Consider the following 25,414-nt stretch of genomic DNA (forward strand, 5'->3'; position numbering starts at 1 on the left):
ATGGTCGGACCACAGTATGGTCAGACCATATCGAACCATCATGAATCAGGCCAGCATCCATCCCGGCACCAGGAGGCTTCGTTGGACGGCTCCGGCTGGCGTCCCGTCAAGCGAACGCGGACGTTCGAGGACGTGCTCGCGCAGATCGAGCGCCGCATCACCGAGGACGGCCTCACCGCGGGCGACCGGCTGCCCGCCGAACGCCAGCTCGCCGAGCAGCTCGGTGTGAGCCGCTCGTCGGTACGCGAGGCCATGCGCGTGCTGGAGACCCTCGGCGTGGTCTCCTCCCAGGCGGGCCGGGGCCCCGACGCCGGCGCCGTGCTCACCTCGCGGCCCGACTCGGCGCTGACCGACCTGCTCCGGCTGCACCTGGGCCTGGCCGGTCTGGAGATGCGCGAGGTCATCGGCACCCGGCAGATGATCGAGCAGTGGGCGGCGGCCCAGGCGGCCGGCGCCCGCGCCGACACCTCCGCGCTCGCCGCCGCCCTGGCCGGGATGGACGCGGCGGGGTCGGCCGAGGAGTTCGTCGAGCACGACACGGCCTTCCACTGCGCCATCGCGGACGCCTCGGGCAACCGGCTCATCGCCGCCATCATGCGCTCGCTGCGCGACTCGATGCGGATCTACTCGGTCGAGGCGGTGCGGCGGCTGGGGGACACCTCGATCCTGCGCGCCGACCACGTCCGCATCCTCGCGGCCATCGAACGCGGCGCGGCGGACGAAGCCGTCGCGGCCGTCTCCGAGCATCTGGCGCACGCGTACCCGTCGCTGTTCACCTGAGCTTCTCCCCAGGAGAGGGCCGGACGAGCCGCCGTCACTCCTGGCGGTCGGCCTCGCGGCAGCCGGCCCCCGTGCAGCGCACCATCCCGTGCAGGAGCGCGTCCAGCCGCGACACGAGCGCGGGATCGGCGCTCATCGCCAGGTTGCGCAACTGGTACGGGTCGGCCTGCAGGTCGTAGAGCTGCAACTCCCCGGTCTCGTACCGGACGTAGGTGTACCGATCCGTGCGCAACGCCCGATAGGCCGGCACCGGCGTCTGGGCCGCCGACGACCGGTTGAGCGGCCGGTTGAACTCGACCAGCACGTGCTTGCGCCACTCCCCCAGCGACCGGCCGCGCAGCAGCGGCACGAGCGAGCGCCCCTCCGCGAACGGCGGCACCGTGGCCCCGCCGAGCTCGGCGAACGTCGGCGCCAGGTCGATCGTGGCCCCCATCTGCGTGATCGCCGAGGCGGCCGGCACACCGGGACCCCTGACGACGAGCGGGATGTGGATGGCCTCCTCGAACGGCGTGGTCTTGCCCTGCTTGAGCCGGTGCGTGCCGAGGTGGAAGCCGTTGTCGGAGGTGAAGAAGATGTAGGTGTTGTCGAGCTTGCCGGAGTCCTGGAGCGCCTGGACCACCGTCCCGACCAGGTCGTCCACGCCGAGCATGGAACGCAGCCTGGTGCGGTGGCGCTCGTCGACCTCGGCCACGGTCTCCGGCGGCAGCGGCGGCCTCTCGCGCAGCCAGAGCGGCTCGGCGGAGACGTCGGCCTGGTTGAAGGAGGGCGTGCGCGGCGCCGTGGCCGTCGGGAAGGCGTCGGCGTGCCGGTAGGCCGGGTTGGCCGGGTTGTGCGGGCCGATGGGCGCGAGGTAGAGGAAGAACGGCTCGTCGGAGCCGGCGATGAAGTCGCGCGCCTTGCCGGCCAGCACGTCGGCCAGGTAGTCCTGCTCCGACCAGCCGTAGTCGAACAGGCCGCCGTTCTCGTTGAGCCGGTAGCCGTACTCCTGGTAGAGCTGGCGCACCGGCACGTCCCACTCGTCCCAGCCGGGCGGCACGTACGCCTCGGGAGCCGAGTTGCCCGGATAGTGGTTGAGGAACTTGCCCATGAGCGCCGTGCGGTAGCCGGCCTCCTGCATCCAGGTGCCGATCGTGGAACGTTCCAGATCCTGCTCGTGGAAGCGGGCGAAGCCGCCTTCCGGCGCCGTGTTGGTCAGGACGCCGTGGCTGTGGACGTGCTGGGAACGCAGGATCGAGGCCCTGGAGGGGCAGCACCAGGAGTTGGTGACGAAGAAGCGGTCGAACGAGGCGCCCTGCCCGACCAGGTGCTGGGTGATGTTGGGAAAGTTCTGCAGCGTGCCCTTCTCCAGGTCGTCGGCCATGATGAGGACGATGTTCGGCCGGGAGTCGCCCTCGGCCATCGTCGGTCCCGCCGCCGGCAGCAGAAGCAGCAGGCAGGCGGCGAGACGACACAAACCCTTGAGCACAGAGTGTGACTACCCAGGATGATCCGCCATTGACACGCAGACCGCCCACCGCCGTAATAGAACTTAATTCCGGAGGTGTCTTATGAAGCTCGGCCTGAACCTCGGCTACTGGCAGCGCAACGCCGACGACGCGACCGAATCGGTGCTCGCCGCCGAGCGGCTCGGCTACGACTCGGTGTGGACGGCGGAGGCGTACGGCAGCGACGTGTTCACGCCGCTGGCCTGGTACGGCGCGCGGACGACCCGCATCAAGCTGGGCACCTCGATCGCCCAGATGTCGGCCAGGCCACCGGTCACGACGGCGATGACCGCCATGACGCTCGACCACCTGACCGGCGGGCGGCTGCTGCTCGGGGTGGGCGCCTCGGGGCCGCAGGTGGTGGAGGGCTGGTACGGCCAGCCGTTCGCCCGCCCGCTGGCCAGGACGCGCGAGTACGTCGAGATCATGCGCAAGGTCTGGCGGCGCGAGGAGCCGGTCACGTCCGAGGGGCCCCACTACCCGCTGCCACTGCCGGGCGGGCTGGGCAAACCGCTCAAGTCCATCACCCATCCGCTCCGGCCCGACATCCCCGTCTATCTCGGGGCGGAGGGGCCGAAGAACGTCGCGCTGGCCGCCGAGCTGGGGCAGGGCTGGCTGCCGCTGTTCGCGTTCCCGGAGAAGATCGAGCAGATGTACGGCGAGGCGCTGTCGGCGGCACGACCCGGCTTCGACGTGGCGGCCATGGTGATGGTGGTGATCTCCGACGACGTCAGGTCCGCGCTCGACGGCGTGAAGATGATGCTCACGCTCTACATCGGCGGCATGGGCGCCAAGCAGCGCAACTTCCACGCCGACATCATCGGCCGGATGGGCTACGCCGAGGCCGCCGAGCACATCCAGTCGCTCTACCTGGCGGGGCGCAAGGACGAGGCGTTCAAGGCGATCCCGGACGAGCTGGCCGACGGCATCTCGCTCGTCGGCCCGCCCGGCCGGATCAAGGAACGGCTGGAGCTGTGGCACCGCAGCCCGGTGACGAGCCTGCTCGTCATGGGGCCGCGGGACGAGCCCTCGCTGAAGCTCGTCCGCGACCTCGTCCTCGGCTGAGAACCCTCTCCCCCGGTCCCCGCGCGGGTGTCAGTCCGGGCGGGGGGCCGGGTCGGCGGTGACCGAGCGGAGCAGCGGACGGCTCAGGGCGCCCGCCCCGATCACGCCGGCGAAGCCGGCGACGACGCAGGCCCCCAGCGTGATCGCCCCCGTCGCGTTGACGCCGCCGATCATGAACGGCATCGCGCAGAACGCCCCCACCAGGATCGCTCCCCCGCCCATCACCGCCAGCGGGATGAGCGTCTCGGAGCGGCGGGCCCGGTCCAGCACCGAAAGCGGCGTGCCCGCCAGGCGCAGCAGCCCGTACGTCTGCCGCCGGTCCAGCACCGACGACATGGCGGTGATCCCCGAGCTGGCGATGGCCACCAGGAACGACACCGACAGCACCACGATCGTGCCCACGCGCACGTCGGCGAGGATCTCGACGCCGAAGCGCCCGTCGTCCGCCTTCGTCGTGGGCGTGCGGCCCGGCACGAGCCCGGTCAGCGCCGTACGGGCCCGGTCCACCTCCGCCTCGCCCGCCGAGCTGCCCAGAGCCGCGACCACGACGTCCTTCACCGGCTTCACCTCGGCCGTCACCCCCGCCTCGCGCAGCCGCTCGCGGGCCTGCCGCACCACCTGGTCCGCCTGCCCGGCGGGCGCGGTGATCCGCAGCTGGGGCGGCCCGCCGGCGTCCTGGTCGAACGTCGCCGGGCTGAGCAGGCCGAGGAAGCCCGCCACGAACCCGGTCAGCGCCACCCCGCTCACCGTCCGCCAGGCCGAGCGCGGGTCGTCCACCAGCCGGCGGCCCGCGAGCAGCCGGGCCGGGCTCCGCGCCGTCCCCGCCGTGATCCGGCCGATCAGGCCGACCACCCAGGGGCCCGCCAGGTTCACGCAGAGGAACGCCAGGGCCAGCGCCGCCGCGATGATCGAGACGCTGGTGCCCCTGGTCAGCATCGGGAACACGGCCAGCACCGCCAGCAGGGCGAGCACCCGGACGAACCGCATGGCGGGCGGCGTCTCGCGCTTGGCCACGCCGAGCGGGCTCACCACGACCCGCCGCAGCCCGGCCACCGCCGACAGCCCCACCAGCAGCGGCACCGCGACCAGCACCCCCGCCAGCACCAGCGGTCCTGGGAACAGGTCGGCGGCGAACCACCGGCCGCCCTGCATCTCGATCCCGGCCAGCAGCGGCACGGCCAGGGCGAAGGCGGCGGCGCCCGCGAGCGCGCCGGCCAGCGCGACGATCACCGCCTCGGTCACGGTCATGCCAACGACCTGGCCCGGCGTCGCCCCCACCAGCCGCAGGGCCGCCAACCGCTGATCACGCCTGGCCACCGTGAGCCGCGCCGCCGCGCCCCCGAAGACGAGCAGCGGCACCGCCATCAGCACGCTGGCGACGAGCGAGAGCATCCGGTACGCCTGCGCGTCCTCGCTCGGCGTCCCCGCCAGGCTCGCGACCTTGACCGGCGGCTTGCCGAGCAGCCAGTCGTCGGAACGGGCGGCGGTCATCTCGGGCGCGTCCGCCTGCCGGCCGACGACGGCGACGAGTTCGTCCGGATGAATGAGGGCCTCGTCGCCGAGCACCCCCTTGGGCGCGGGGTAACGCTCGGCGAGCTGGTCGGCGGGCAGTTCCCTGGCCAGCTCGGCCAGCGCCGGCGACAGCCACACCTCGCCGGGCGCGGGGAAGCGGGGCAGGCCGGGCGGTGGCTCCGGGGTCCTGCCGTCCAGCGCGGCCAGGTCGACGACGGTGATGGCCCGGTCGCGGACGAAGTCGAAGCGGGACGCCTCGATCGCCACGGCGCCGGATGTGGCCGGGACCGGGTTGCGCCAGGCGCCGCGCTCGGCCCTGGCCTGGAAGGCGGAGTTCGCGGCCACCGCGAACAGCAGCAGCGCCGTGGCCACGGCGACCGCGCCCAGCGTCAGCCAGGCGCCCAGCAGGCCCCTGCGTCCCCCACCCTTGAGCAGCCGCCAGGTCAGATCGAGGTTCATGGGCGCACCCCGTTCGCACGCAGGTGCCTGGTCAGGTCGAGGTTCATGCCAGCGCGCCGCTCGTCAGGAGCCGGCCGTCGCGGACCTCGACCGTGCGGTCGCACCAGGCGGCCACGTTCGGGTCGTGGGTGACGACGATCAGGCACGCGCCGTTGTGCTTGGTCGCCTCCACCAGCAGCCGCATCGTCTCCTGCCCCGTCTGCTGGTCGAGCGCCCCCGTGGGCTCGTCGGCGAAGACCACGGCCGGCTTGCTCACCAGCGCCCTGGCGATGGCCACCCGCTGCGCCTGGCCGCCGGACAGCTCGCCCGGCCGCCGGCTCTCCATGGACTGCAGGCCGAGGGGTCCGAACCACTCGCGCGCCTGCCGTACCGCCTGGGCCCTCGGCACTCCGCCCAGCATGAGCGGGAGCGCCACGTTCTCCTCGGCGGGCAGCTCGGGCAGGAGCTGGCCGAACTGGAAGACGAAGCCGAAGCGGGTGCGGCGCAGCGCGCTGCGCCGCCGCTCGCCCAGCGCGTCGATGCGCTGGCCGAGCAGGTGCACCTCACCGCCGTCCGGCTTCATGATCCCGGCCAGGCAGTGCAGCAGGGTCGACTTGCCGGAACCGCTCGGCCCCATGATCGCCACCGCTTCGCCGGCTCGCACCGCGATGTCCACGCCGCCGAGGGCGACCGTCTGCCCGAACCGTTTGGCCAGGGCCCGTCCAACAAGCACGTCGTTCATGCCGTCCAGCGTGGCCGGGACCGGGGGTGCGCCGGATCGGCCGTGCGTCCATTTCCGCCTCAGCCGAACGGCCGATCCTCGGCGCCGGGGCCGTGACAGAGTTGGGGCCGTGACTATTCGGGTTCTCATCGCCGACGACCAGCAACTCGTACGAACCGGCTTTCAGATGATTCTGGACGCGCAACCGGACATGGAGGTCGTGTCCGCGGTCGCCGACGGCGCCGAGGCCGTGGCGCAGGCCAGGCGGCTGCGGCCGGACGTGTGCCTGCTCGACATCAGGATGCCCAAGCTCGACGGGCTGGAGGTGACCCGCGCGCTGGCCGGGCCCGGCGTGGAGAACCCGCTGCGCGTGGTCATCGTCACCACGTTCGACCTGGACGAGTACGTCTACGGAGCCCTGCGCTCCGGCGCCATCGGCTTCCTGCTCAAGGACAGCGGGCCGACGCTGCTCATCGAGGCGGTCAGGGCCGCCGCGGCGGGCGACTCGCTGGTGTCGCCGTCGGTGACCGTACGGCTGCTGCAGCACCTGTCCAGACCTCGGCGCGGCGCGCTGCCGGTGGAGGACCCGCTGACGGACCGCGAGCTGGACGTGGTGCGGCTGGTGGCCAAGGGGCGCACCAACCAGGAGGTGGCCGCCGAGTTGTTCGTGTCACTGTCGACGGTGAAGACGCACCTGGGCAGCATCTTCGCCAAGCTCGGTGTCCGCAATCGGGTTGAAATCGCAGCTTGGGCGTGGGAATCCGGCGTGGTGAGCTGATTAACAGCGCGGCCGGCGGGATACAAGTGAATCAGAACCTCAGCGCATGGCCCGGGGGGAGAACAACGTGCGCTACACCCAGGCATCGCCCGCCAGAGCCGCCACCGCCGTCTACGTCACCCTCACCGCCCAGGTCCTCTCCCTCGGCGCTCTCGTGATCTTCGAACAGTCCATGGGCCGCGAGCTCGCCGCCCGCCTCGCCGCCTTCGGCGGTCGTCCCGTGGGGGCCGACGCGGAGGCGGTGGTCGGGGCGGTGACCACGTTCGCGGTGCTGATGATGACCGTGGCCGGCACCTCGATCGCGGCCGCGGCCGCCTACGTGACCTGGCTCGTGCGGGCCAGGCAGGCCAACGACCGCTCGGCCGCGACCGGCCCGGTGGCGGCGGCCTGGCTGGTGCCCGGCCTCAACCTGTTCGCTCCCGCCGTGCTGGTCGACGAGGTCTGGCGCGGCACCCGCCCCCCGGCCGGCCGCCGGGGGCGGTGGCTGGCGCTGCTGACGGGATGGTGGCTGAGCTGGCTGGCCATGCTCGCGCTGGTGACGATCCGGCTGCCGCTCGACAGCTCGGCCGGTGGCCTGACCGGGGTGGGGGCGCCGGAGCTGGTGTGCTCGCTGGTGGCGGCCCTGCTGTGCGCGGGTACGGTGCGCGAGCTGACCCGGCTGCAGCGCGAGGCCCGCGGCGCCCGGCTGCCGGGCACGGCGCCCGCCTTCGCCGCGGCCCCGGCCGCACCGGGAGCCGAGGCCCCGCCGCCCGCCACGATCTCGGCAAGCGCCACCATCCCGTCAAGCGCCACCGCCTCGCCGCCGGCCACGATCTCGCCGCCGTCCACGTTCTCGCCGAGTGCCGTGATCGAGGGGCCGCTGGCGACCGACTCCCACTGACGACCTGACGGCGGCGGCCCGCCCGCACAGGGCGGGGGCTCAGGCCGCGGTCGGGCCCGAGCTGCCCTGGCTGGCGTGCCAGAGCTTTCTGGGCGGGTCGGCGAGGGCCGGGGCCAGGTCGGCGTAGGGCGAGAGCCGGAAGCCGTTGGCGTACTCGATCGCACGTCCTCCGACGCCCGCCAGCTCCTCGGGCGTGCGGTCGAGGACGGCGCGCACCGCCTCGACGCCCCGGGAGCGCCAGAGCGCGTCGAGGTCGGCCAGGTTCCAGCAGTCGACCGCCCGCATCGTCACCGCGCGGGTCCCCGTGCGCCTGACCACCCCCTTGGCCAGCATGAGCCACGAGCCGAACACGGTCGAGGCGCAGTGGCCCTGCACCGACTCGAAGAAGGTCAGGTCGATCGGCCCCGTCGAGTCGTCGAGGGTGGTGAAGATGACGCGCTGCCCCGAGCGCACGGCCGGCGTCTGGGTCGCCACCTTGACCCCCGCCACCAGGATCTCCGCCCCGTTGCGCTGGGCCAGCAGGTCACGGGACCGGACCACGCCGAGCGCGTCGAGCAGCTCGTCGTGGAAGCTGATGACGTGCCGGCTGACGTCGATGCCGAGGATCTCCAGCTCGGCCTCGACCATCTCCGTCTCGGTCATCTCGGGCAGCTCCCCCGGCGGCAGGTGCTCGCCGAACCCCAGCGGCAACTGGACCGCCGGAGGAGCCGCGTTCTGGACGAAGGACAGGTCCATGTGGGAGCTGTAGCGCCTGGACTTGCGCGGCCCGGCCCGCACGCCGATCGCCGAGGCCCGGTCGAGCGCTCCGACCTGGGCGATCAGGTCACGCCTGGTCAGCTCGCCCGGCCGCCAGCGGGGCCCGCCCGGGTGCAGGTCGTGCACCGCGTCCAGGCCGCCGACCTGGACGATCCGCTCGATCGTGGGCCGCGAGGGCCTGGCACGGTCCCAGAAGTCGGCCAGCGACGTGTACGGCTGCCCGGCCACCATGCGCTCGACCTCCGCCTCGCTCACCCCCTTGACCGCCGAGAACGGCACGCGCAGCGCGTACCCCTTGCCGATGTCGCCGGCCCTGAACTCCCTGCGCGGCCCGCCCCGGCCCTCCAGCGCCGCCGGGCGCACCCGCACCTGGACGCGCGGGCCGAGCCGCTCCACCCGCCAGTCCTTGCCCGACTTGTTGATGTCCAGCGGCAGGATCTTCACCCCGCACTGCCGGGCCTCGTCGATGATGACCCGCGGCGGGTACATGCCGGGCTCGTGCGTGAGCACCCCGGCGAAGAACGCCGCCGCGTGGTGCCGTTTGAGCCAGGCCGACTGGTAGGTGGGCAGCGCGAACGCGGCCGCGTGCGCCTTGCAGAAGCCGAACGCCCCGAACGCGTCGAGCACCTGCCAGGCCCGCTCCACCTCCGCGTCGCCGAACCCGTTGGCCCTGGCCATGGGCATGAACGTCCGGCGCACCCGCGCGCGCCCCTCCGGCGTGTCCAGCGTGCGGCGCAGCTTCTCGGCGAACGACAGGTCGCGCCCGGTCATCACCGAGATGATCTTCAGCACCTGCTCGTGGAACACCACGACGCCGTGCGTCTCCTTCAGCGCCTCGCGCAGCCTCTCGTGCGGATAGTACGGCTGCCGCCACCCGTGCCTGGCCTCCAGGTAGGGCGTGACCATGTCGGAGTTGACCGGCCCGGGCCGGAACAGCGAGATGTCCACGATCAGGTCGTGCATCCGGCGCGGCTCCAGCTTGGCCACCAGTTCACGCTGGCCCGGGGACTCGATCTGGAAGCAGCCGAGGGTCCTGGACGCGCAGATCATGTCGTAGGTGTCCTGGTCGTCGTGGGGGACGTACTGGACCTCCGGGTCGTCGCCACGCTGGGCGTCCAGCTCGACCACGACGTCGTCGACCCGCTTGACCTCGCCCAGCGCGTACGCCAGCGCGGACTGCATCCGCACCCCCAGCACGTCGAGCTTGAGCAGCCCGGCCTCCTCCACGTCGTCCTTGTCGAACTGCGACATGGGGAACTCCAGCAGGCTGCGCTCGACCGGCGTGCGGTCCCGCAGGCCGCTGTTGCCGATCAGCACGCCGCACGGGTGCAGCGCGATGTGCCTGGGCAGCCCGTCGAGCTTCTCCGCCAGCCGGAACACCCGGTCCAGGCCCGCCTCGCCGAGCCGGCTCTCGCGCAGCTCGGGCAGGTCGCCCAGGGAGGCGGTGATCTGCCTGGCCCTGATGTGCGGGAACGCCTTGGCGATGGCGTCGATCTCGTGCGGCGGCAGGCCCATCGCCCCGGCGACGTCGCGGATGGCGCTGCGCGCCCGGTAGGTCTCCATCATGGACACGCAGGCCACGCGGGCCTCGCCGTAGCGTTCGAAGATGGCCTGGTAGCAGTCGAGCCGGCGGGCCGACTCCACGTCCACGTCGATGTCGGGCAGCCCGATGCGGCCCTCGGACAGGAAGCGCTCCATGAGCAGGCCGTGTTCGAGCGGGTCGACCTCGCCGATGCCGATGAGGTAGTTGACCAGGCTGCCCGCGCCCGAGCCGCGGATGGCGCAGCGGACGCCCATGCCGCGGATCATGTCGGTGATGCCGGCCACGGCGATGAAGTATCCGGACAGGCGCTTGCGCTCGATGACGGCCATCTCGTCCCTGAGGCGCTCCCTGGCCTCACCGGAGCGGTCGAGGCCGCGCCTGATCAGCCCGTCCTCGACGCGGTGGCGCAGCAGCGGCACCGGGTCGCGGCCGACCTCGGGCAGGTGCAGGGCGGGCGGGTCGTTGCGGAGCGCGAGCAGGTCGAGCGGCTCCATCGCGCACGCCTCGGCCAGCCGCCTGGTGGTGTGCAGCACCCGGGCCACCCGTTCCTGGTCGGCGCCGCACACCTTGGTCGCCACCTGCCACATCTCCTTGGTGCTCTTGAGGTAGGCGTGGGAGGTGGTGCGCTCCAGGTGGCGCGGGTGCAGCGGGACGAGCTGGCGGGCCGCGTCGAGCACGTCGCCCACCTGGTGGTCGGCCGGATCGAGATAGCGCGCCGCGTTGGTCAGCACTGCGGGCACGCCCATGGACTCGGCCAGGCCGAGCATGCGGACGGCCGTGATGGCGTCGCGGAAGCCGTACTGGTCGACCAGTTCGACGACCACGCCGGGCACGGCGGCGCGCCACAGGCCCAGCAGCGTCCTGGCCTGCTCGTCGCGCCGGTCGGCCACCGCGCGGCCCACGTCGGAGCGGGGGCCGAGCAGCACCACGAGCCCGTCCTCGGCGCCGAATCCATGATCGCCAGGACCGCCGGCCCATTCGCCGATCAGCTCCCTGGTCACCTTGGGCGCGCCGCGCTCGCCCGCGTGGTGGGCGGCCGTGACCAGGCGGCACAGGCGGGACCAGCCCTTGCCCCTGGACAGCACGGTGACGCGGTCCTCGGCGCCGGGGCCGGTCCTGGGGCGCCGCGGGCTCGCCCCGGGCACCGGGGCGAAGGGCGAGGCGGGGGCGTCGAGGGCGAGGTCCACGCCGAGCACCGGCGCGATGCCGGCCTCGGCGCACGCCTGGACGTGCTTGATCGCGCCGTAGAGGCCGTCGCGGTCGGTCAGCGCGAGGATGTCCATCCCGTGCTCCGACGCCCGGCTCACCAGGGCGCGCGGGAAGGCGGTGCCGTAGCGCATGGAGTAGGCGGAGGACACGTGCAGGTGCGGGAACGGGGGCGCCATCAGTCCCACGCCCTCAGCAGCAGCCAGCCGTTGCCGGCGGTGTCGTAACGCAGCTCGTACGAGCCGGTCTCGCGGCCCGGGCTGGCCTCGACCCGCCAGAACCGGCGCTCGCCGGGATCGCCCTCCCCGGTCTTCCACCACTCGCGCGCGACCACCCAGTGATCGAGGACGCTCCGGACGAGGTAGAGCCGGTCACGCCAGACGAACTGGGTCGGCTCCCCGTCTCGGGTCCACACCTCTATCGGATCGCCATAGAGTCTGCTCAAGACGCTTCTCCCCGCCGGCTCTGGTCCGTATGCTGAGCCACCCGGGGGAAGACGGGCGCTTATGACTCGAACATATGTTCTCAGCGCTCGAAACGCAAGTCGCCGGGCTCCCGCACGAGCGGGTTGGCCCCGATCGAGTTGCGGATGCTGAAGGCCACGCTGCCCGCCCGGTACCGGTCGTCCGACGACTCCACCGGCCGGCCCTCGTGCGTGGTCGTCACCCGTCTCTGGCGCAGCAGCGGACTGCCCCTGCGCACGCCCAGCAGCCGGGCGTCCTGGGCGCCGGCGGGGACCGCGTCGATGAGGTGCTCGCCGTAGGCGAACACCAGGCCGACGGACTCGTACAGCGCCTCGGTGACCGACTCGCAGTCGGCGGGCAGGCCCTCCACGGCGGCGGCCACCCACCCGGCGTAGACCGTGCGCTCCAGCAGGACGGGCTCGTCCTCCAGCGAGCGCAGCCGCAGCACCTCCAGCACCTCGCCGGAGCCGAGCCGGGCGGGTTCCGAGCCGCTCGCGGGCCGGCGGCGCTGGGCGATCACCCGGCCGCCGTAGCGGTAGCCGTTCGCGCGGGCCCACTGGGCGAAGCTGTGCAGCTCGGCGAAGCTCTGGCTGCGCGTCCTGCCGAGCACGATGCGCCTGGCGCCCTGCCGGGAGCCGACCAGGCCCTCGGTGGCCAGCACCGCGACCGCCTGCCGTACGGTGCCGCGGGCCGCGGAGAAACGCCCGGCCAGCTCCGCCTCGCTCGGAAGCTGGGAACCGACCGGATGGGCGCCGGACAGGATCTCGTCCCGCAGCTCATCAGCGATCCGTTCATAGCGGGCAACCATCCCCGACCCTTCCCATTCATGAAAGAGCAACACTTATGCGACTTACTGGTGCTCGCTTGTTTGTACAAGTTCCCCTACGTTCTTGCCACACCCCCTGGAAAGTGGAGGCGTCGTGTTCACACCTCGCGCCCGCGCGGCCGGCGTTGTCGCAGTCCTGACCGTAGTCACCGCGGCGTGCGGCGCCGCCCCGAGCTCCCAGACCACCCAAGCCTCACAAGGCGGAGTGAACGCGGCCACGGCCACGTCCGCCGCCGACTTCGGCGGATTCGACCAGCTGGTCGCCGCGGCCAGGAAGGAAGGCGCCCTGCACGTCATCGCCCTGCCGCCCAACTGGGCGAACTACGGGGAGATCATCGAGAAGTTCCAGGCCAAGTACGGCATCAAGATCGAGAGCGAGACCCCCGACGCGGCCAGCGCCGACGAGATCAACGCGGTCAAGACGCGCAAGGGCCAGGACCGCGCCCCCGACGTGCTCGACCTGGGCCAGGCGTTCGCGATCAGCGGGGCCAAGGAGGGGCTGTTCGCCCCGTACAAGGTGCAGACGTTCGACAAGATCCCCGAGGGCCAGAAGGAGCCCACCGGGCTCTGGGTCAACGACTACGGCGGCTACGTGTCCATCGGCTGCGACGCCAAGCAGATCAAGACCTGCCCGACGAGCTTCGCCGACCTGCTCAAGCCCGAGTACAAGGGCCAGGTCGCGATGAACGGCAACCCGACCGAGGCCGGCTCCGCCTTCGCCGGCGTGTACGCGGCCGCCATCGCGAACGGCGGCTCCTTCGCCGACATCCAGCCCGGCATCGACTTCTTCAAGAAGCTCAAGGACGCCGGCAACTACAACCCGGTCGAGACCACGCCCGCGACCATCGAGAAGGGCGAGACCAAGATCAGCATCGACTGGGACTACAACAACGCCGCCTACGCGCCCCAGATGACGGCCAACGGCATCGACTGGAAGGTGAACATCCCCGCCGACGGCCAGTACTTCCAGATGTACGCCCAGGCCGTCAACAAGGACGCCCCCCACCCGGCCGCCGCCCGGCTGTGGCAGGAGTACCTCTACAGCGCCGAGGGCCAGAACCTCTACCTCAAGGGCTTCGCCCGCCCCGTCCTGCTGCCCGCGATGACCGCCGACGGCACCGTGGACAAGGCGCTGGCGGACAAGCTGCCCGCGGTCCAGGGCGAGCCCGCGTTCCCGACGACCGAGCAGGTGGACGCGGCCAAGGCCAAGCTGGCCTCCGGCTGGGACGCCGCGATCTCCGGATGACCCGCACCCGTTCGAGGGGCTGGCTCGGCGCGCTCCCGCTGCTGGCGTTCTTCGCCTTCGTGTTCGGCGTCCCCGCCGTCGCGCTGGTGGCAGGGGCGTTCACGGCGCAGGGGCGGCCGAGCCTGGCCAACCTGACGCAGAGCCTCCAGGGCGGCTACCTCACCGCCATGATCGGCAGCGTCAAGCTGTCGGCCGTGGTCGCGCTGCTCGGCGCCGTCCTGGGCACGTTCCTCGCCCAGGCGGTCGTGGCCTCGCGCGGAACACTGCTGCGCGAGGCCGTGCTGACCGCCTCCGGCGTGCTGGCCAACTTCGGCGGGGTGCCGCTGGCCTTCTTCTGGATCGCCACGCTGGGCAACTCCGGCGTGATCAGCGGCCTGGTCGGGCTGCCCTCCGGCTCCCTCTACACGTTCTGGGGGCTGGTCGTCGTCTACCTGTACTTCTCCGTCCCCCTCATGGTGCTCGTCATGGCCCCGGCGCTGGACGGGCTGCGGCCGCAGTGGCGCGAGGCGGCGGCCAGCAGCGGGGCCACCTCGTGGCACTACTGGCGCTTCGTCGCGCTGCCGGTGCTGGCCCCGGCCATGCTGGGCGGCGTGGTGCTGCTGTTCGGCTCCTCCTTCTCCGCCTACGCCACCGCCAACGCCATGGTCGGCACCGTCGTCCCGCTCGTCACGCTGAAGATCGCCAGCGCGCTGACCGGCGACGTGCTGATCGGCTACGAGAACATCGCGCTGGCGCTCAGCCTCGACATGGTCGTGGTGGCCGGGCTGGTGATGGCGATCTACCTGCCGCTGCAGAGGAGGACCTCCCGATGGCTGCACTGACCGGCCTGGAACGGGTCTCCGGCACCGTCACGCGGCGGCCGAAGGCGTGGCGTGGTGTCGTGTTCGCGCTGGCCGCGGCCTACTTCCTGGTCCCGCTGGGCACCTCGGTCTGGTACACGATCTACACGCCCACGGCCGGGGTGTCGCTCTCCGCGTACGGGGAGCTGCTCACCGCCGACGGCTTCGTGCGCTCGCTGTCGCTCTCCCTCGGGCTGGCCGTGGCCACGATCGCGGTCGTGCTGCTGCTCGCGCTGCCCGCGATGCTGGCCGTACGGCTCTTCGCGCCCGGGCTGCGGGTGGTGATGGAGGTGCTGTGCACGCTGCCGCTGGTGGTGCCGCCGATCACGTTCGTGGCGGGGATCGGCACGTCGCTGCGCAACGGGACGGAGGTGCTGGCGCCGACGCCGTTCTGGGCCACGCTCATCGCGGTGCAGGACCCGGCCTTCCCCGTCGTGCTCGTGCTGGCGTACGTGGTGCTGGTGCTGCCGTTCGTGTACCGGTCGCTGGACGCCGGGCTGCGCACGATGGACGTGCGCACCTTGGTCGAGGCGGCCCGCAACCTGGGGGCTTCGTGGCCGTACGTGCTGGTGCGGGTGATCGTGCCCAACCTGCGCTCGGCCCTGGCCAGCGCGTCGTTCCTGACGCTGGCGCTGGTGCTGGGCGAGTACACCGTGGCCAGCCTGCTCGGGTACGAGCCGTTCGCGGTGTGGATCGTGACCGTCTCGGGCTCCAAGGGGCAGCTCTCCGTCGCGGTGTCGATCCTCAGCCTGCTGCTCATCTGGCTGTTGCTGCTCGCCGTGTCCACGGTTTTCGGCAGGAAGAAGGGGAAATGACGGCATCGGTGGAGTTCCGCGGGCTGCGGCGCGCGTTCGGCAGGACGGTCGCGCTCGACGGGCTGGACCTGACCGTGGCGCCCGGCGAGTTCGTCGCCCTGCTGGGGCCCTCGGGCTGCGGCAAGACGACGGCGCTGCGCTGCGTGGCCGGCTTCGAGCGGCCCGACTCGGGCGCCGTGCTCGTGGACGGCAAGGACGTCACCGACGTCCCGGCCAACAAACGGGACGCGGGCATGGTCTTCCAGTCCTACTCCCTCTTCCCCAACCTGAACGCCCGCGACAACGTCGCCTTCGGCCTGCGCGTGCGCAAGGTCCCGGTGGCCACCAGGCGGGCCAGGGCCGGCGAACTGCTCGAACTCGTCGGCCTGCCCACGCACGCCGACCGCTATCCGCACCAGCTGTCCGGCGGCCAGCAGCAGCGGGTCGCGCTGGCCCGCGCGCTCGCCCTGGAGCCGCGCGTGCTGCTGCTGGACGAGCCGCTGTCGGCGCTGGACGCCAAGGTCCGCGTGAGCCTGCGCGAGGAGATCCGCCGCCTGCAGCTCGACCTGGGCATCACCACCGTCTTCGTGACCCACGACCAGGAGGAGGCCCTGTCGATCGCGGATCGCGTGGCGGTGCTGCGCGACGGGCGGCTCGAACAGGTCGGCGCCCCCGCCGAGGTGTACGACCGGCCCGCCACCCCCTTCGTGGCCGAGTTCGTCGGCACCATGAACCACCTGGCCGGGCAGGTGTCAGGGGACCAGGTGACGGTGCTGGGGCAGATCCTGCCGGTGGACGGGCCCGTACCGGAGGATCCGTCCGTGGACGTGCTGGTACGTCCGGAAGCGGTCAAGGTCGTCCCCTCCCCCGACGGGCCCGCCGAGGTGGTGGCCGCGTCGTTCAGGGGCGCCTCCGTGCGGCTCAGGCTCGCGGTGGAGGGCGGGGAGGTGCTCGCGGACGTCCCCGGCCACGAGGCGGCCCAGCTCGGCCCGGGGACGCGGGTCACGGTGCGGCTGGTGGAGCGGCCGGTGCTGGTGGCCGAGCGCACGGTCACCGTTCCCGCGCCCGTCGTGGCGGCCGATGCCGTCTGAGCTCGCCGCGCCGTCCCGCCGCGCCGGGCCCGACGCGGTCCTGCTGGACATGGACGGCACGCTGGTGGACACCGAGGGCCTGTGGTGGCAGGCCGTCGCCGCCGTCGCGGGCCGTCCGCTGACCGACGCGGACACGCCGTACGTGCTCGGGCGCACGATCGAGGACGTCGCCCGGCACCTCGGTGAGCCGGGGCTCACCGGCCGGCTCACCGAGGCCTTCGGCGAGCGCGTCGCCCGTGACCTGACGGTCGTGGCCGGAGCGGCGGAGCTCCTGGCCGGGCTGGCCGCGGCCGCCATCCCCACGGCCCTGGTCAGCGCGTCGCCCCGGAGCATCGTGGAGCTGGTGCTGCCGCGGCTGGGGCACGCGTTCGACCTGGTCATCGCGGACGAGGACACACCGCGGGGCAAGCCGTGGCCGGACCCGTACGTGGAGGCGGCCCGGCGGCTCGGGACCGTGCCGTCACGCTGCGTGGCCGTCGAGGACAGCCCGGCCGGGATCGCGGCGGCCAGCGCGGCGGGGTGCCTGGTGCTGGTCGCGGGACCGGAGCACGGGCTGCCCTCGCTCGACCACCTGCGCGCCTGTTTCCCCTGGTCCCCCGGGCCGGACGACGGGGGAACCCGCGACGAGCCCTGAGGGGTGCTCGTGTGGCGCGACTGCGGCGGCGGGCCTTGTATCGGTAAGCTTGCGCGGCGTGAGCGGTGAAACCTCCCACATCGGGCGCTACAGGCTACTTAGCGTGCTGGGGCGAGGCGGGATGGGCACGGTCCATCTCGCCGAGGACGCCGCTGGGCAACGGGTCGCGGTCAAGGTGATCAACCCCGAGCTCAGCCAGCACGAGCAGTTCCGCATGCGCTTTCGCAGGGAGGCCGACGCGGCGCAGCGGGTGCGCAGGTTCTGCACCGCCGCCGTGATCGAGGCCGCGCTGGCCGGCGACCAGCTCTACGTGGTCACCGAATACGTGCCGGGCCCCAACCTCGAAGAGGCCGTGCAGCAGTCCGGTCCCCTGCGCGGCTCCAGCCTGGAGGCGCTGGCCGTGAGCGTGGCCACCGCGCTCACCGCCATCCACGGGGCCGGGGTGGTGCACCGCGACCTCAAGCCGTCCAACGTGCTGCTGTCCCCCGTCGGGCCCCGGGTGATCGACTTCGGCATCGCGCGGGCGCTCGACACGCTCGGCGGCGTCACGAGCACCGGCGAGATCGTCGGCACCCCCCGCTACATGTCGCCCGAGGTGCTGCGCGGCGACCCCGTCTCGCCGGCCTGCGACGTGTTCTCGTGGGGCTGCCTGGTGGCGTACGCGGCCAGCGGGCGGGCGCCGTTCGGCGGGGAGACGCTGCCGGCGATCGTCTACCAGGTCCTCAACACCGAGCCCGACCTGCAGGCCGTCGACCCCGGCCTGCGCGAGCTGGTCGCCGCCGCCCTGCGCAAGGACCCCGCCGCGCGGCCCACCTCCCAGCAGCTGCTCGACCACCTCATCGGGCGCTCGGCCGGGCCCGAGCACGCGGCGCAGACCGTACAGGTGGCCTGGCAGCGGGCCACGTCGCCGTACACGATCGTCCCGACGGGCGCCGGGCCGCCGCGCAGGGGCCGGCTCTACACGGCGCTCGCGGCGGCCGGGGCGGTCGTGCTCGCGGCGGGCGTGGGCGCCTGGATGCTGTTCGTCCCCGGCGGGCCGCCCGACGACCTTCCCGTGCTGTACCAGGAGGACTTCACCACCTCGGGTGACTGGAGCGGCACGTACGACCCGTCCATGAGCGGGAGCTACTACGGATACCGTACGGACGGGACGTACGGGATCGACGTCGGCTCGGGGCACGAGGAGAAGTGGGCCAGAGCGCCCGTCCCCTTCACCATCCACAAGCCGACGAGCACGCCCGAGCCCTCCGCGACGCCCACGCCGATGCTGCCCGCGTCCGTGCTCATCTCCGTCACCGCCGACGTCGAGAAGTCCTCGGGCAGCGCCGACTACGGCATCTACTGCCACAACTCGGAGGACGACAAGTCGTACTACGAGTTCGCGCTGGACACGACGGGCAAGGCCAAGATCCGGCGCATCTCGAACGGCGCGGGCGGCACGGTGGCCCAGCCCGTGGAGGCGGAGGTCGAGCGCGGGGGCAAGGCGCGGATCGCGGTGTCGTGCGAGCAGTCGGGGAAGACGGTCCGGCTGACGATGTGGGTGAACGGCAAGCGGGTGCACGACGTGGAGGACCCGAACGGGATCGGCAGCGGGTCGCTGGGGGTGTTCGCGCGCACGGTCAAGGACGGCAGGTCGCAGCTGCAGACGACGTGGGACGACTTCGAGCTGCGCGGCCGCCCGGAATCCTGACCCCCGGCCCGATTTCTGGTGAGACGTCGGCCTGGCTGGGCGATCGGCGCGGGAAGTCAGCCGTTCAGACGGTCTGGGCGATCGGCGCGGAAAGTCAGCCGTTCAGCCGTTCAGCCGGGCTGGGCGATCGGCGCGGAGCCGGCGTCGAGCGCGTCGAGGACCGCGTCGCCGTGCTCCCTCGCCCACTCGGTCAGTACGTGGATCGGCTCGATCAGCGTCGCCCCGAGCGGCGTCAGCTCGTACTCGACCCGGGGCGGCGCCTCCGCGTACGCGTGACGGCGGACGAGCCCGTGCGCCTCCAGCCGCCGCAGCGTCTGGGTGAGCACCTTGCGGGAGATCCCGCCGATCAGCTCGACCAGCTCGCCATGACGCACCGGGCCCTCGCTGAGGCCCGCGAGCACGACCACCGTCCACTTGTCGGCGATCAGCTCGACCGCCAGCCGCCCCGGGCAGTCGGCGAGAAAGAACCCGCAGGGACCGGAACCACTCATGGAGCCCAAGGTACCTGGTGGTTCCTGTCGCATACCTAGGGTTGAACTCTCCCCCTTACCCGAAGAGCAGGAGAGTCATCATGCGCGTCATCACCCAGCAGGAGTTCGGCGGTCCGGAGGTGCTCACCATCGTGGACGCGCCCACGCCCCGGCCCCTTCCGACCGAGGTTCTCGTCCGGGTCGAGGCGATCGGGCTGAACCCGGTGGAGGCGCGGCTGCGCACCGGTGAGTTCCCGCTGCTGGGCGAGCCGCCGTTCATCCTCGGCTGGGACGTCAGCGGCGTCGTGGAGGAGGCGAACACCGGGCGGTTGCGGCCCGGCGACGAGGTGTTCGGCATGCCGCTCTTCCCCCGGGCGGCGAACGCGTACGCCGAAGCCGTGGTCGCCCCCGCGCTGCACCTGGCGCGCAAGCCGGCGGCGCTCTCCCACGTCGAGGCGGCGGCGCTGCCGGTGGTCGGGCTGACGGCGTGGCAGGGCCTGGTCGACCTCGCCGGCGTGACCGAGGGTGACCGCGTCCTGGTCCACGGCGGTGGGGGCGGGGTCGGCCACGTCGCGATCCAGATCGCGAAAGCACTCGGCGCGTACGTGATCACCACCGCCGCCGGGAGCAAGCGGACGTTCGTCGAGGAACTCGGCGCCGACGAGGTGATCGACTACACGACGGCCGACTTCGCCGAGACGGTCCGCGACGTCGACGTCGTGCTCGACACGATCGGCGGCGACTCCGTCGAGCGGTCGCTCGGCGTGCTGCGCCCAGGAGGTCACCTCGTGACGGCGGTCGCCGACGAGGACACGCGGCTCATCGCCAGGTATGAGGCGGCCGGCCTGCGCTTCAGCGGCATCGCCGTCGGCCCCGATCCGGCCGGTCTGCGCGGGCTGGTCGAGCTCGTCGAGCAGGGGCGGCTGCGGGTGCACGTGCAGGAGACGTTCCCGTTCGAGCGCGTCGCCGACGCCCACCGCCTGCTGGACGCCGGCCACCTGCGCGGCAAGCTCGTCCTCACCCTTTGACCCTGCCCGCCACCTGCGCCGCGAGCTCGTCCTCACCCTCTGATCCCCCACCGCGGCCCGGCTGGTCAGACGCCGTCGAGGACTCCCGCGCGGGCGGCGGCGAGGGCGGCGTCGGCGGCCCGGTCGGCGTCGCGCTCGGTCACCGGTTCGTGGGCGACGAACAGCCGGTAGTAGACGGGCGCGACCGCCACCCTGATCACCTCCTTGACGTCCACGACGTCGGGCAGCTCACCCCGGGCGACGGCCCGCCGCACCACCTCGGCCGACTGCTCGTGCCTGGCCACGAAGAACTCGTGCAGCGCCCGGGCGGCCGAGGGATTCTGCATGGCCGCCGCCACGAACGCCGACGACACGGGGCCCAGCTCGGGATCGTCGAACCCCGTGCGTACGAGCTGGACGATCCCCCGCAGATCACCCTCGACAGAACCGGTGTCGGGAATGGGCCACGGCTCGTCGCCGGCCAGCTCAAGGGCATCGGAGATCAGCCCTTCGACGCCGCCCCAGCGCCGGTAGACGGTCGTCTTGTGCACACCTGACCGCTCGGCGACGTTCTCCACCGTCAGGCCCGTGTAGCCCCGGTCGAGCAGCTCCGCGAGCGTGGCCTGCCGCACGGCGTCGCGCACGCGGGCGCTCCGCCCTCCGGGGCGCTTGTTGGATTCCAAAAACTACTCCAGTTGCGTTAAGCCCCACACCCATGGCACACTAACGCTACAACAGTCGCGATTGGAGTTCCATCCTGATCCACGTTCACCAGATCACCAAGTCCTACGGCGAGCGGGCCGTCCTCACCGACGTCTCCCTCTCCGTGAGATCCGGCGAGCGCGCCGGCATCGTCGGCGAGAACGGCTCCGGCAAGTCCACGCTGCTGCGCCTGATCGCGGGAGTCGAGCGGCCCGACGACGGCGAGGTGCGCGTCGAGGGCGACTTCGGCCACCTCGGGCAGACCCTCGGCCTGCCGCCGGAACACACCGTCCAGCAGGCCGTCGACGCCGCCCTCGCCGACCTGCGCGCGATGGAGCGCAGGATGCGCGAGCTCGAGTCGGCGCTCACCGACGAGGTCATGGACGAATACGGGGAGCTCATGACGGCCTACGAGCTGCGCGGCGGCTACGAGGCCGACGCCCGCGTCGAGCGCGCCTTCCACGGCCTCGGGCTCGCCCACGTGAGCCGCGACCGGCGGCTGTCGAGCCTGTCCGGCGGCGAGCAGGCCCGGCTGGGCCTGGCCTGCGTGCTGGCAGCCGCGCCGCGCGTGCTGCTGCTCGACGAGCCGACCAACCATCTCGACGAGGCGGCGCTGACCTGGCTCGAAGAGCGCCTGCGCGAGCACCGGGGCACGGTGGCCGTGGTCTCCCACGACCGCGTCTTCCTCGACCGGGTCGCCACGGTGATCCTTGAGGTCGAGCACGGCACGGTCACCCGCTTCGGCGGCGGCTACACCGGCTACCTCACCGCCAAGGCCGCGGCCAGGGCCCGCTGGGAGCAGGCGTACGCGGCCTGGCGCGAAGAGATCCACCAGGTCCGCGAACACGCCGCCACCACCGCCCACCGCGTGGCCGCCGGCCGGCTGATGCGCGACAACAACAAGATGGCCTACGACCGCAACGCCGGCCGAGTCCAGAGCTCAGTGGCCAGCCGCGTCCGCAACGCCCACGAGCGCCTCCGCCGCCTGGAGGCCAACCCGGTCCCCCGCCCCCCGACCCCCCTCCACTTCCAAGCCGCCTTCACCACCACCGACCCCCCGCCCCCGGCCGCCCCCTCCGCCGCCCCGACCCGCTCAACCACCGCCCAGCCCGGCCATATGACGCGGCCATCCACCGACCAGCCCGGCCATGCGGCGCAGCAATCCACCGACCAGCCCGGCCATGCAGCGCAGCAGTCCACCGACCAGCCCGGCCATGCAGCGCAGCAGTCCACCGAACGGGCCGATGACGCGGCTGCACGCGATGCGACGCCGGAAGCCCCGGCCGCACACAGCACGACGCGGGAGGCCACGACCGCACCCGTGCTGGTGGAGCTGCGTGACGTCCGGGTGGCCGATCGGCTCCAGATCGACTCACTGACCATCAGGGCCGGTGACCGGCTGCTGCTCCGGGGCGCCAACGGCGCGGGCAAATCCACGCTGATGCGCATACTCGCCGAACGAGCCGGCTGCCGCGTCGGCTACCTCCCCCAGGAGGTGACCTTCGACCCGGACCACAGCGTGCTGGAGGCATATGGCATCGGATACGCCGACGAACGCGGGTCGGCGCTGCTGAACACCGGCCTCTTCCGGCCACACACCCTGTCCCAGCGAACCGGCGAGCTGTCAGTCGGACAGCGGCGCAGGCTGGCGCTGGCCAGACTGCTGGCCGAGCAGCACGACCTGCTGCTGCTCGACGAGCCGACCAACCACCTGTCACCGGTGCTGGCGGAGGAGCTGGAGCGCGCCCTCGACGGCTACGACGGCGCGACCGTCGTGGTCTCCCACGACCGCGCCCTCCTGCGCCGATTCCGGGGCAAGGAGATCGAGCTGGTACGAGGCCGCCTTCGATGACCGGCACCACGCCATCACATGCCTACGTCGGGGAAGGCAGCGTGACCCGAATCCGTCGGGGACGGGAAATGCCGACCACATCTACCACCATCGGGGAGAAGCATATGTTGACCATGATCGATGCGGGCGCGCCCTACGGCATCGCCACAGGAGCCGACGGAGCCCTCTGGTTCACCCTCGCCCACCAAGGCCGCGTCGGCAGGCTGGTGCCGGGCGAGAAACCGGTGATCCACCAGCTCGACTCCGCGGACGGGCAGCCGACCCTCATCGTGCGTGGTCCGGATGGGGAGATGTGGTTCTCCGAGTACAAGGGCGGCCGGATCAGCCGCATCACCGCTGAAGGCCGGCTCACGACCTACGAGGCGAACACCCCGTACGGGCTCGCCGCCGGCCCCGACGGGGCCCTGTGGTTCACCGAACTGGAGGCCGGCCGGATCGGGCGCATCGGCGCCGACGGGGTGACGACCACGTTCGACGTGCCGGTCGAAGGCGGGATGCCGTCATTCATCGTGGCGGGGCCGGACGACGCGCTCTGGTTCACCCTCAACCAGGGCAACGCCATCGGACGCATCTCCCTGTCGGGCGAGATCACCCTCCACCCGCTGCCCACGGAGGGCGCCGCCCCGGTGGGGATGACGCTGGGGCCGGACGGCGCCCTCTGGTTCGTCGAGATCGGCGCGGGCCAGATCGGCCGGATAGACGTCTCGGGCGCGATCACCGAATATCCCCTGCCCGACCGGGCCGCCCGTCCCCACGCGATCATCGCCGGCCCTGACGGCGCCCTCTGGTTCACCGAGTGGGCCGTCGGCCGCGTCGGCCGCATCACCACCGACGGCGTCATCGACGAGCACCCCCTGCCCGTCCCGCCGGCCAAGGAGGACACCGAACCTGCCAAGGCCGAGCCCCACGGGCTGACGATCGGCCCGGACGGAGCACTCTGGGTAGCCCTGGAAGCAGGAGCCCTGGCCCGCGTCCCTGTCTCCTAGCCGGACCATTCACCACCCGCGTCTGAGGGGCGCTGGGCCGTGTCCCCGACCGCCCAGCCCGCCCGCTTGCCCATCCGACCGCTTGCCCCTCGGCGCCTGAGCGAGCGCTGGCCTGCGTCCCTATCCCTCAGCTCGATCAAGCCTTGGGAGCCGCTGAGCTGCAGCCGCCGAAGCGGAGACCGGTGGGCCATGATTGGCGGGGCCGGGGCCGGGGACGTGGGCGTGCCTGCCGATGGGAGGGGACGGCTGCGTCATCGCGTCGGCGCGAAAGCATGACCCGGGGTGGCATGGCCGGAGGGAGGCGGAGTTGACTAGGGGCATGCATGCCATCGTCATCTCCGCCCAGGGCGGTCCAGAGGTTCTCGAATACGTCGAGCGTCCCGACCCGGCACCCGGTGAGGGGGAGGTCGTGATCGACGTCGCCGCCAGCGGCGTCAACTTCATCGACATCTACCACCGCTCCGGCACGTACCCGCTCGATCTGCCCCTCATCATCGGCAGCGAGGGCTCGGGAACGGTGTCAGCCGTGGGGCCGGGTGTGCGGGACGTCGCCGTGGGGGACAGGGTCGCGTGGGCGAACGTGCTCGGCAGCTACGCCGAGAAGGCCGTGGTGCCGGCCGATCGGGTGGTGCCGGTGCCCGACGGCGTGTCGGCCGAGGTGGCGGCCGCGACGATGTTGCAGGGCATGACGGCCCACTACCTGACGCACTCCACGTACGCGGTGAAGGAGGGCGACCAGGTCCTCGTCCACGCGGGCGCCGGCGGCATGGGCCAGTTGCTGATCCAGCTGGCCAAGCTCAAGGGCGCCAAGGTCTACAGCACGGTCTCCACCAGCGAGAAGGAGAAGCTCGCCAGGCAGGCCGGGGCGGACGAGGTGCTGGGGTACGACGACTTCGCCGATGCCCTGCGCGGCAAGCTTCACGTCGTGTACGACGGCGTCGGCAAGACCACGTTCGAGGGCGGCCTGGAGGTGCTGCGCCCCCGCGGCCTCATGGCCCTGTACGGCGCCGCGAGCGGACCCGCCCCGTTGCTCGACCCCCAGGCGCTCCAGCGAAAGGGCTCCCTCTTCCTGACCAGGCCCACGCTCGGCCACTACATCGCCGACCGCGAGGAGCTGCTCCAACGCGCCTCCGACCTGTTCGGTTGGATCGCGGCGGGCCAACTGACGATCAACATCTCCCACCGCTACCCCCTGGCCGACGTACGCCAGGCCCACGAAGACCTCGCCGGCCGCCGCACCACCGGAAAGCTGCTACTCATCCCCTGACCCCGCCCCACTGAGACGCGACATCCTCAGACCTCGCAGCATCAATCCGAGCCCGGGACCGTGCTGGGGCCGGGGTCGGGTCCAGGCCCAGGCCCAGGCCCAGGTCCGGATCCAGGCCCAGGTCCGGATCGGGAACAGGAGCCAAAGCCGGGTCGGGTCCGGGTCCGGGTCCGGGTCCGGGTCCGGGTCCGGGTCCGGGTCCGGGTCCGGGTCCGGGTCCGGGTCCGGGTCCGGGTCCGGATGTGGGTGGGGTCGTTCGTCGGGCCCGGGTCCGGGTTGGGTCGTTTCGCCGCCGTGGTCGCAACCAGCATCGCCGACGGCCCGCTCGGCGCCCGGCCCCGACGCGGCCCCTCGTCCTGCCCTAGGTCGGCCATACAGTCGGC

21 protein-coding genes and 2 pseudogenes are annotated in these 25,414 nt (G+C 72.4%); 15 read left to right on the forward strand and 8 right to left on the reverse strand.

The features are described from left to right. Positions 1-81 precede the first annotated feature (81 nt). Positions 82-780, forward strand: a complete 699-nt coding sequence (locus tag B0I32_RS13360) for a FadR/GntR family transcriptional regulator (RefSeq protein ID WP_106238524.1) — start codon at positions 82-84, stop codon at positions 778-780. A 34-nt stretch (positions 781-814) separates the two neighbouring features. Here the strand turns inward: B0I32_RS13360 and B0I32_RS13365 are convergent, their stop codons facing one another. Next, positions 815-2,245 (reverse strand): sulfatase family protein, encoded by a 1,431-nt coding sequence (locus B0I32_RS13365; protein ID WP_245955802.1) that lies wholly within the window; start codon positions 2,243-2,245, stop codon positions 815-817. Between the two features lie 82 nt (positions 2,246-2,327). Between B0I32_RS13365 and B0I32_RS13370 the strand changes: the two genes are divergently transcribed. Further along, positions 2,328-3,329 (forward strand): LLM class F420-dependent oxidoreductase, encoded by a 1,002-nt coding sequence (locus B0I32_RS13370; RefSeq protein WP_106238528.1) that lies wholly within the window; start codon positions 2,328-2,330, stop codon positions 3,327-3,329. A 30-nt stretch (positions 3,330-3,359) separates the two neighbouring features. Here B0I32_RS13370 and B0I32_RS13375 read toward each other — a convergent pair whose 3' ends face one another. Together B0I32_RS13375 and B0I32_RS13380 are read right to left on the reverse strand one after the other, a co-directional pair. Continuing rightward, positions 3,360-5,300 (reverse strand): FtsX-like permease family protein, encoded by a 1,941-nt coding sequence (locus B0I32_RS13375; protein ID WP_106238530.1) that lies wholly within the window; start codon positions 5,298-5,300, stop codon positions 3,360-3,362. 43 nt (positions 5,301-5,343) lie between these two features. Next, a complete protein-coding gene (locus B0I32_RS13380) occupies positions 5,344-6,021 on the reverse strand; it encodes an ABC transporter ATP-binding protein (RefSeq protein WP_106238532.1) in 678 nt (225 codons plus the stop codon). Positions 6,022-6,130: 109 nt separating this feature from the next. On the opposite strand from B0I32_RS13380, the gene B0I32_RS13385 reads away from it, so the two are divergent. Both B0I32_RS13385 and B0I32_RS13390 read left to right on the forward strand, forming a co-directional pair. After that, positions 6,131-6,778 (forward strand): response regulator, encoded by a 648-nt coding sequence (locus B0I32_RS13385; RefSeq protein ID WP_106238534.1) that lies wholly within the window; start codon positions 6,131-6,133, stop codon positions 6,776-6,778. A 46-nt stretch (positions 6,779-6,824) separates the two neighbouring features. Beyond that, on the forward strand, positions 6,825-7,658 hold the full coding sequence (locus B0I32_RS13390) for a DUF4328 domain-containing protein (RefSeq protein ID WP_245955803.1): 834 nt from the start codon (positions 6,825-6,827) through the stop codon (positions 7,656-7,658). Between the two features lie 39 nt (positions 7,659-7,697). On the opposite strand, the gene B0I32_RS13395 is transcribed toward B0I32_RS13390, so the two are convergent. The 3 genes from B0I32_RS13395 to B0I32_RS13405 all read right to left on the reverse strand — a co-directional run bounded on the left by B0I32_RS13395 (position 7,698) and on the right by B0I32_RS13405 (position 12,435). Further along, on the reverse strand, positions 7,698-11,342 hold the full coding sequence (locus B0I32_RS13395) for a DNA polymerase III subunit alpha (protein ID WP_181307346.1): 3,645 nt from the start codon (positions 11,340-11,342) through the stop codon (positions 7,698-7,700). After that, positions 11,342-11,608: a DUF6504 family protein gene (locus tag B0I32_RS13400; protein WP_106238537.1), complete on the reverse strand. Its 267-nt coding sequence runs from the start codon at positions 11,606-11,608 to the stop codon at positions 11,342-11,344. The genes B0I32_RS13395 and B0I32_RS13400 overlap by 1 nt, the downstream gene beginning before the upstream one ends. Before the next feature lie 80 nt (positions 11,609-11,688). After that, positions 11,689-12,435, reverse strand: a complete 747-nt coding sequence (locus tag B0I32_RS13405; RefSeq protein ID WP_106238540.1) for a GntR family transcriptional regulator — start codon at positions 12,433-12,435, stop codon at positions 11,689-11,691. A gap of 223 nt (positions 12,436-12,658) precedes the next feature. On the opposite strand from B0I32_RS13405, the gene B0I32_RS13410 reads away from it, so the two are divergent. Genes B0I32_RS13410 through B0I32_RS13435 form a run of 6 tightly spaced genes read left to right on the forward strand, consistent with a single transcriptional unit; the run spans position 12,659 to position 18,747 of the window. Then, the gene (locus tag B0I32_RS13410) at positions 12,659-13,699 is read left to right on the forward strand and encodes an ABC transporter substrate-binding protein (protein ID WP_245955804.1); all 1,041 of its coding nucleotides are present in this window, start codon (positions 12,659-12,661) and stop codon (positions 13,697-13,699) included. Beyond that, positions 13,696-14,520 (forward strand): ABC transporter permease, encoded by an 825-nt coding sequence (locus B0I32_RS13415; RefSeq protein ID WP_106238545.1) that lies wholly within the window; start codon positions 13,696-13,698, stop codon positions 14,518-14,520. Before B0I32_RS13410 ends, B0I32_RS13415 begins: the two co-directional genes overlap by 4 nt. After that, positions 14,508-15,353 carry an ABC transporter permease gene (locus tag B0I32_RS13420; protein ID WP_106238547.1) on the forward strand — a complete coding sequence of 282 codons (846 nt, stop codon included), beginning with the start codon at positions 14,508-14,510 and terminating at the stop codon, positions 15,351-15,353. Before B0I32_RS13415 ends, B0I32_RS13420 begins: the two co-directional genes overlap by 13 nt. After that, entirely contained in the window at positions 15,350-16,423 is a 1,074-nt protein-coding gene (locus tag B0I32_RS13425) for an ABC transporter ATP-binding protein (protein ID WP_106238550.1), read from the forward strand. Before B0I32_RS13420 ends, B0I32_RS13425 begins: the two co-directional genes overlap by 4 nt. Further along, on the forward strand, positions 16,413-17,057 hold the full coding sequence (locus B0I32_RS13430; RefSeq protein WP_106238552.1) for an HAD family hydrolase: 645 nt from the start codon (positions 16,413-16,415) through the stop codon (positions 17,055-17,057). Before B0I32_RS13425 ends, B0I32_RS13430 begins: the two co-directional genes overlap by 11 nt. Positions 17,058-17,115: 58 nt before the next feature. Continuing rightward, on the forward strand, positions 17,116-18,747 hold the full coding sequence (locus B0I32_RS13435; RefSeq protein WP_281262593.1) for a serine/threonine-protein kinase: 1,632 nt from the start codon (positions 17,116-17,118) through the stop codon (positions 18,745-18,747). 110 nt (positions 18,748-18,857) lie between these two features. Here B0I32_RS13435 and B0I32_RS13440 read toward each other — a convergent pair whose 3' ends face one another. Beyond that, on the reverse strand, positions 18,858-19,238 hold the full coding sequence (locus B0I32_RS13440; protein ID WP_106238556.1) for a winged helix-turn-helix transcriptional regulator: 381 nt from the start codon (positions 19,236-19,238) through the stop codon (positions 18,858-18,860). Between the two features lie 80 nt (positions 19,239-19,318). Between B0I32_RS13440 and B0I32_RS13445 the strand changes: the two genes are divergently transcribed. Then, positions 19,319-20,245: an NADP-dependent oxidoreductase gene (locus tag B0I32_RS13445; RefSeq protein WP_106238557.1), complete on the forward strand. Its 927-nt coding sequence runs from the start codon at positions 19,319-19,321 to the stop codon at positions 20,243-20,245. 65 nt (positions 20,246-20,310) lie between these two features. Here B0I32_RS13445 and B0I32_RS13450 read toward each other — a convergent pair whose 3' ends face one another. Next, positions 20,311-20,868: a TetR/AcrR family transcriptional regulator gene (locus tag B0I32_RS13450; RefSeq protein ID WP_106238560.1), complete on the reverse strand. Its 558-nt coding sequence runs from the start codon at positions 20,866-20,868 to the stop codon at positions 20,311-20,313. A gap of 182 nt (positions 20,869-21,050) precedes the next feature. On the opposite strand from B0I32_RS13450, the pseudogene B0I32_RS61650 reads away from it, so the two are divergent. From B0I32_RS61650 to B0I32_RS13465, 4 genes and pseudogenes are all read left to right on the forward strand, one after another. Continuing rightward, positions 21,051-21,461, forward strand: a pseudogene (locus B0I32_RS61650) (ATP-binding cassette domain-containing protein); the annotation flags it as partial. A gap of 702 nt (positions 21,462-22,163) precedes the next feature. Continuing rightward, positions 22,164-22,778, forward strand: a pseudogene (locus B0I32_RS61655) (ATP-binding cassette domain-containing protein); the annotation flags it as partial. A 104-nt stretch (positions 22,779-22,882) separates the two neighbouring features. Beyond that, positions 22,883-23,764, forward strand: coding sequence for a Vgb family protein (locus B0I32_RS13460; protein ID WP_106238565.1), 882 nt, complete (start codon positions 22,883-22,885; stop codon positions 23,762-23,764). Positions 23,765-24,083: 319 nt separating this feature from the next. After that, on the forward strand, positions 24,084-25,031 hold the full coding sequence (locus tag B0I32_RS13465) for a quinone oxidoreductase family protein (RefSeq protein ID WP_106238567.1): 948 nt from the start codon (positions 24,084-24,086) through the stop codon (positions 25,029-25,031). Positions 25,032-25,414: the final 383 nt, after the last annotated feature.

Origin of the sequence: Nonomuraea fuscirosea (assembly GCF_003001935.1) — a bacterium.
Taxonomy (GTDB): domain Bacteria; phylum Actinomycetota; class Actinomycetes; order Streptosporangiales; family Streptosporangiaceae; genus Nonomuraea; species Nonomuraea fuscirosea.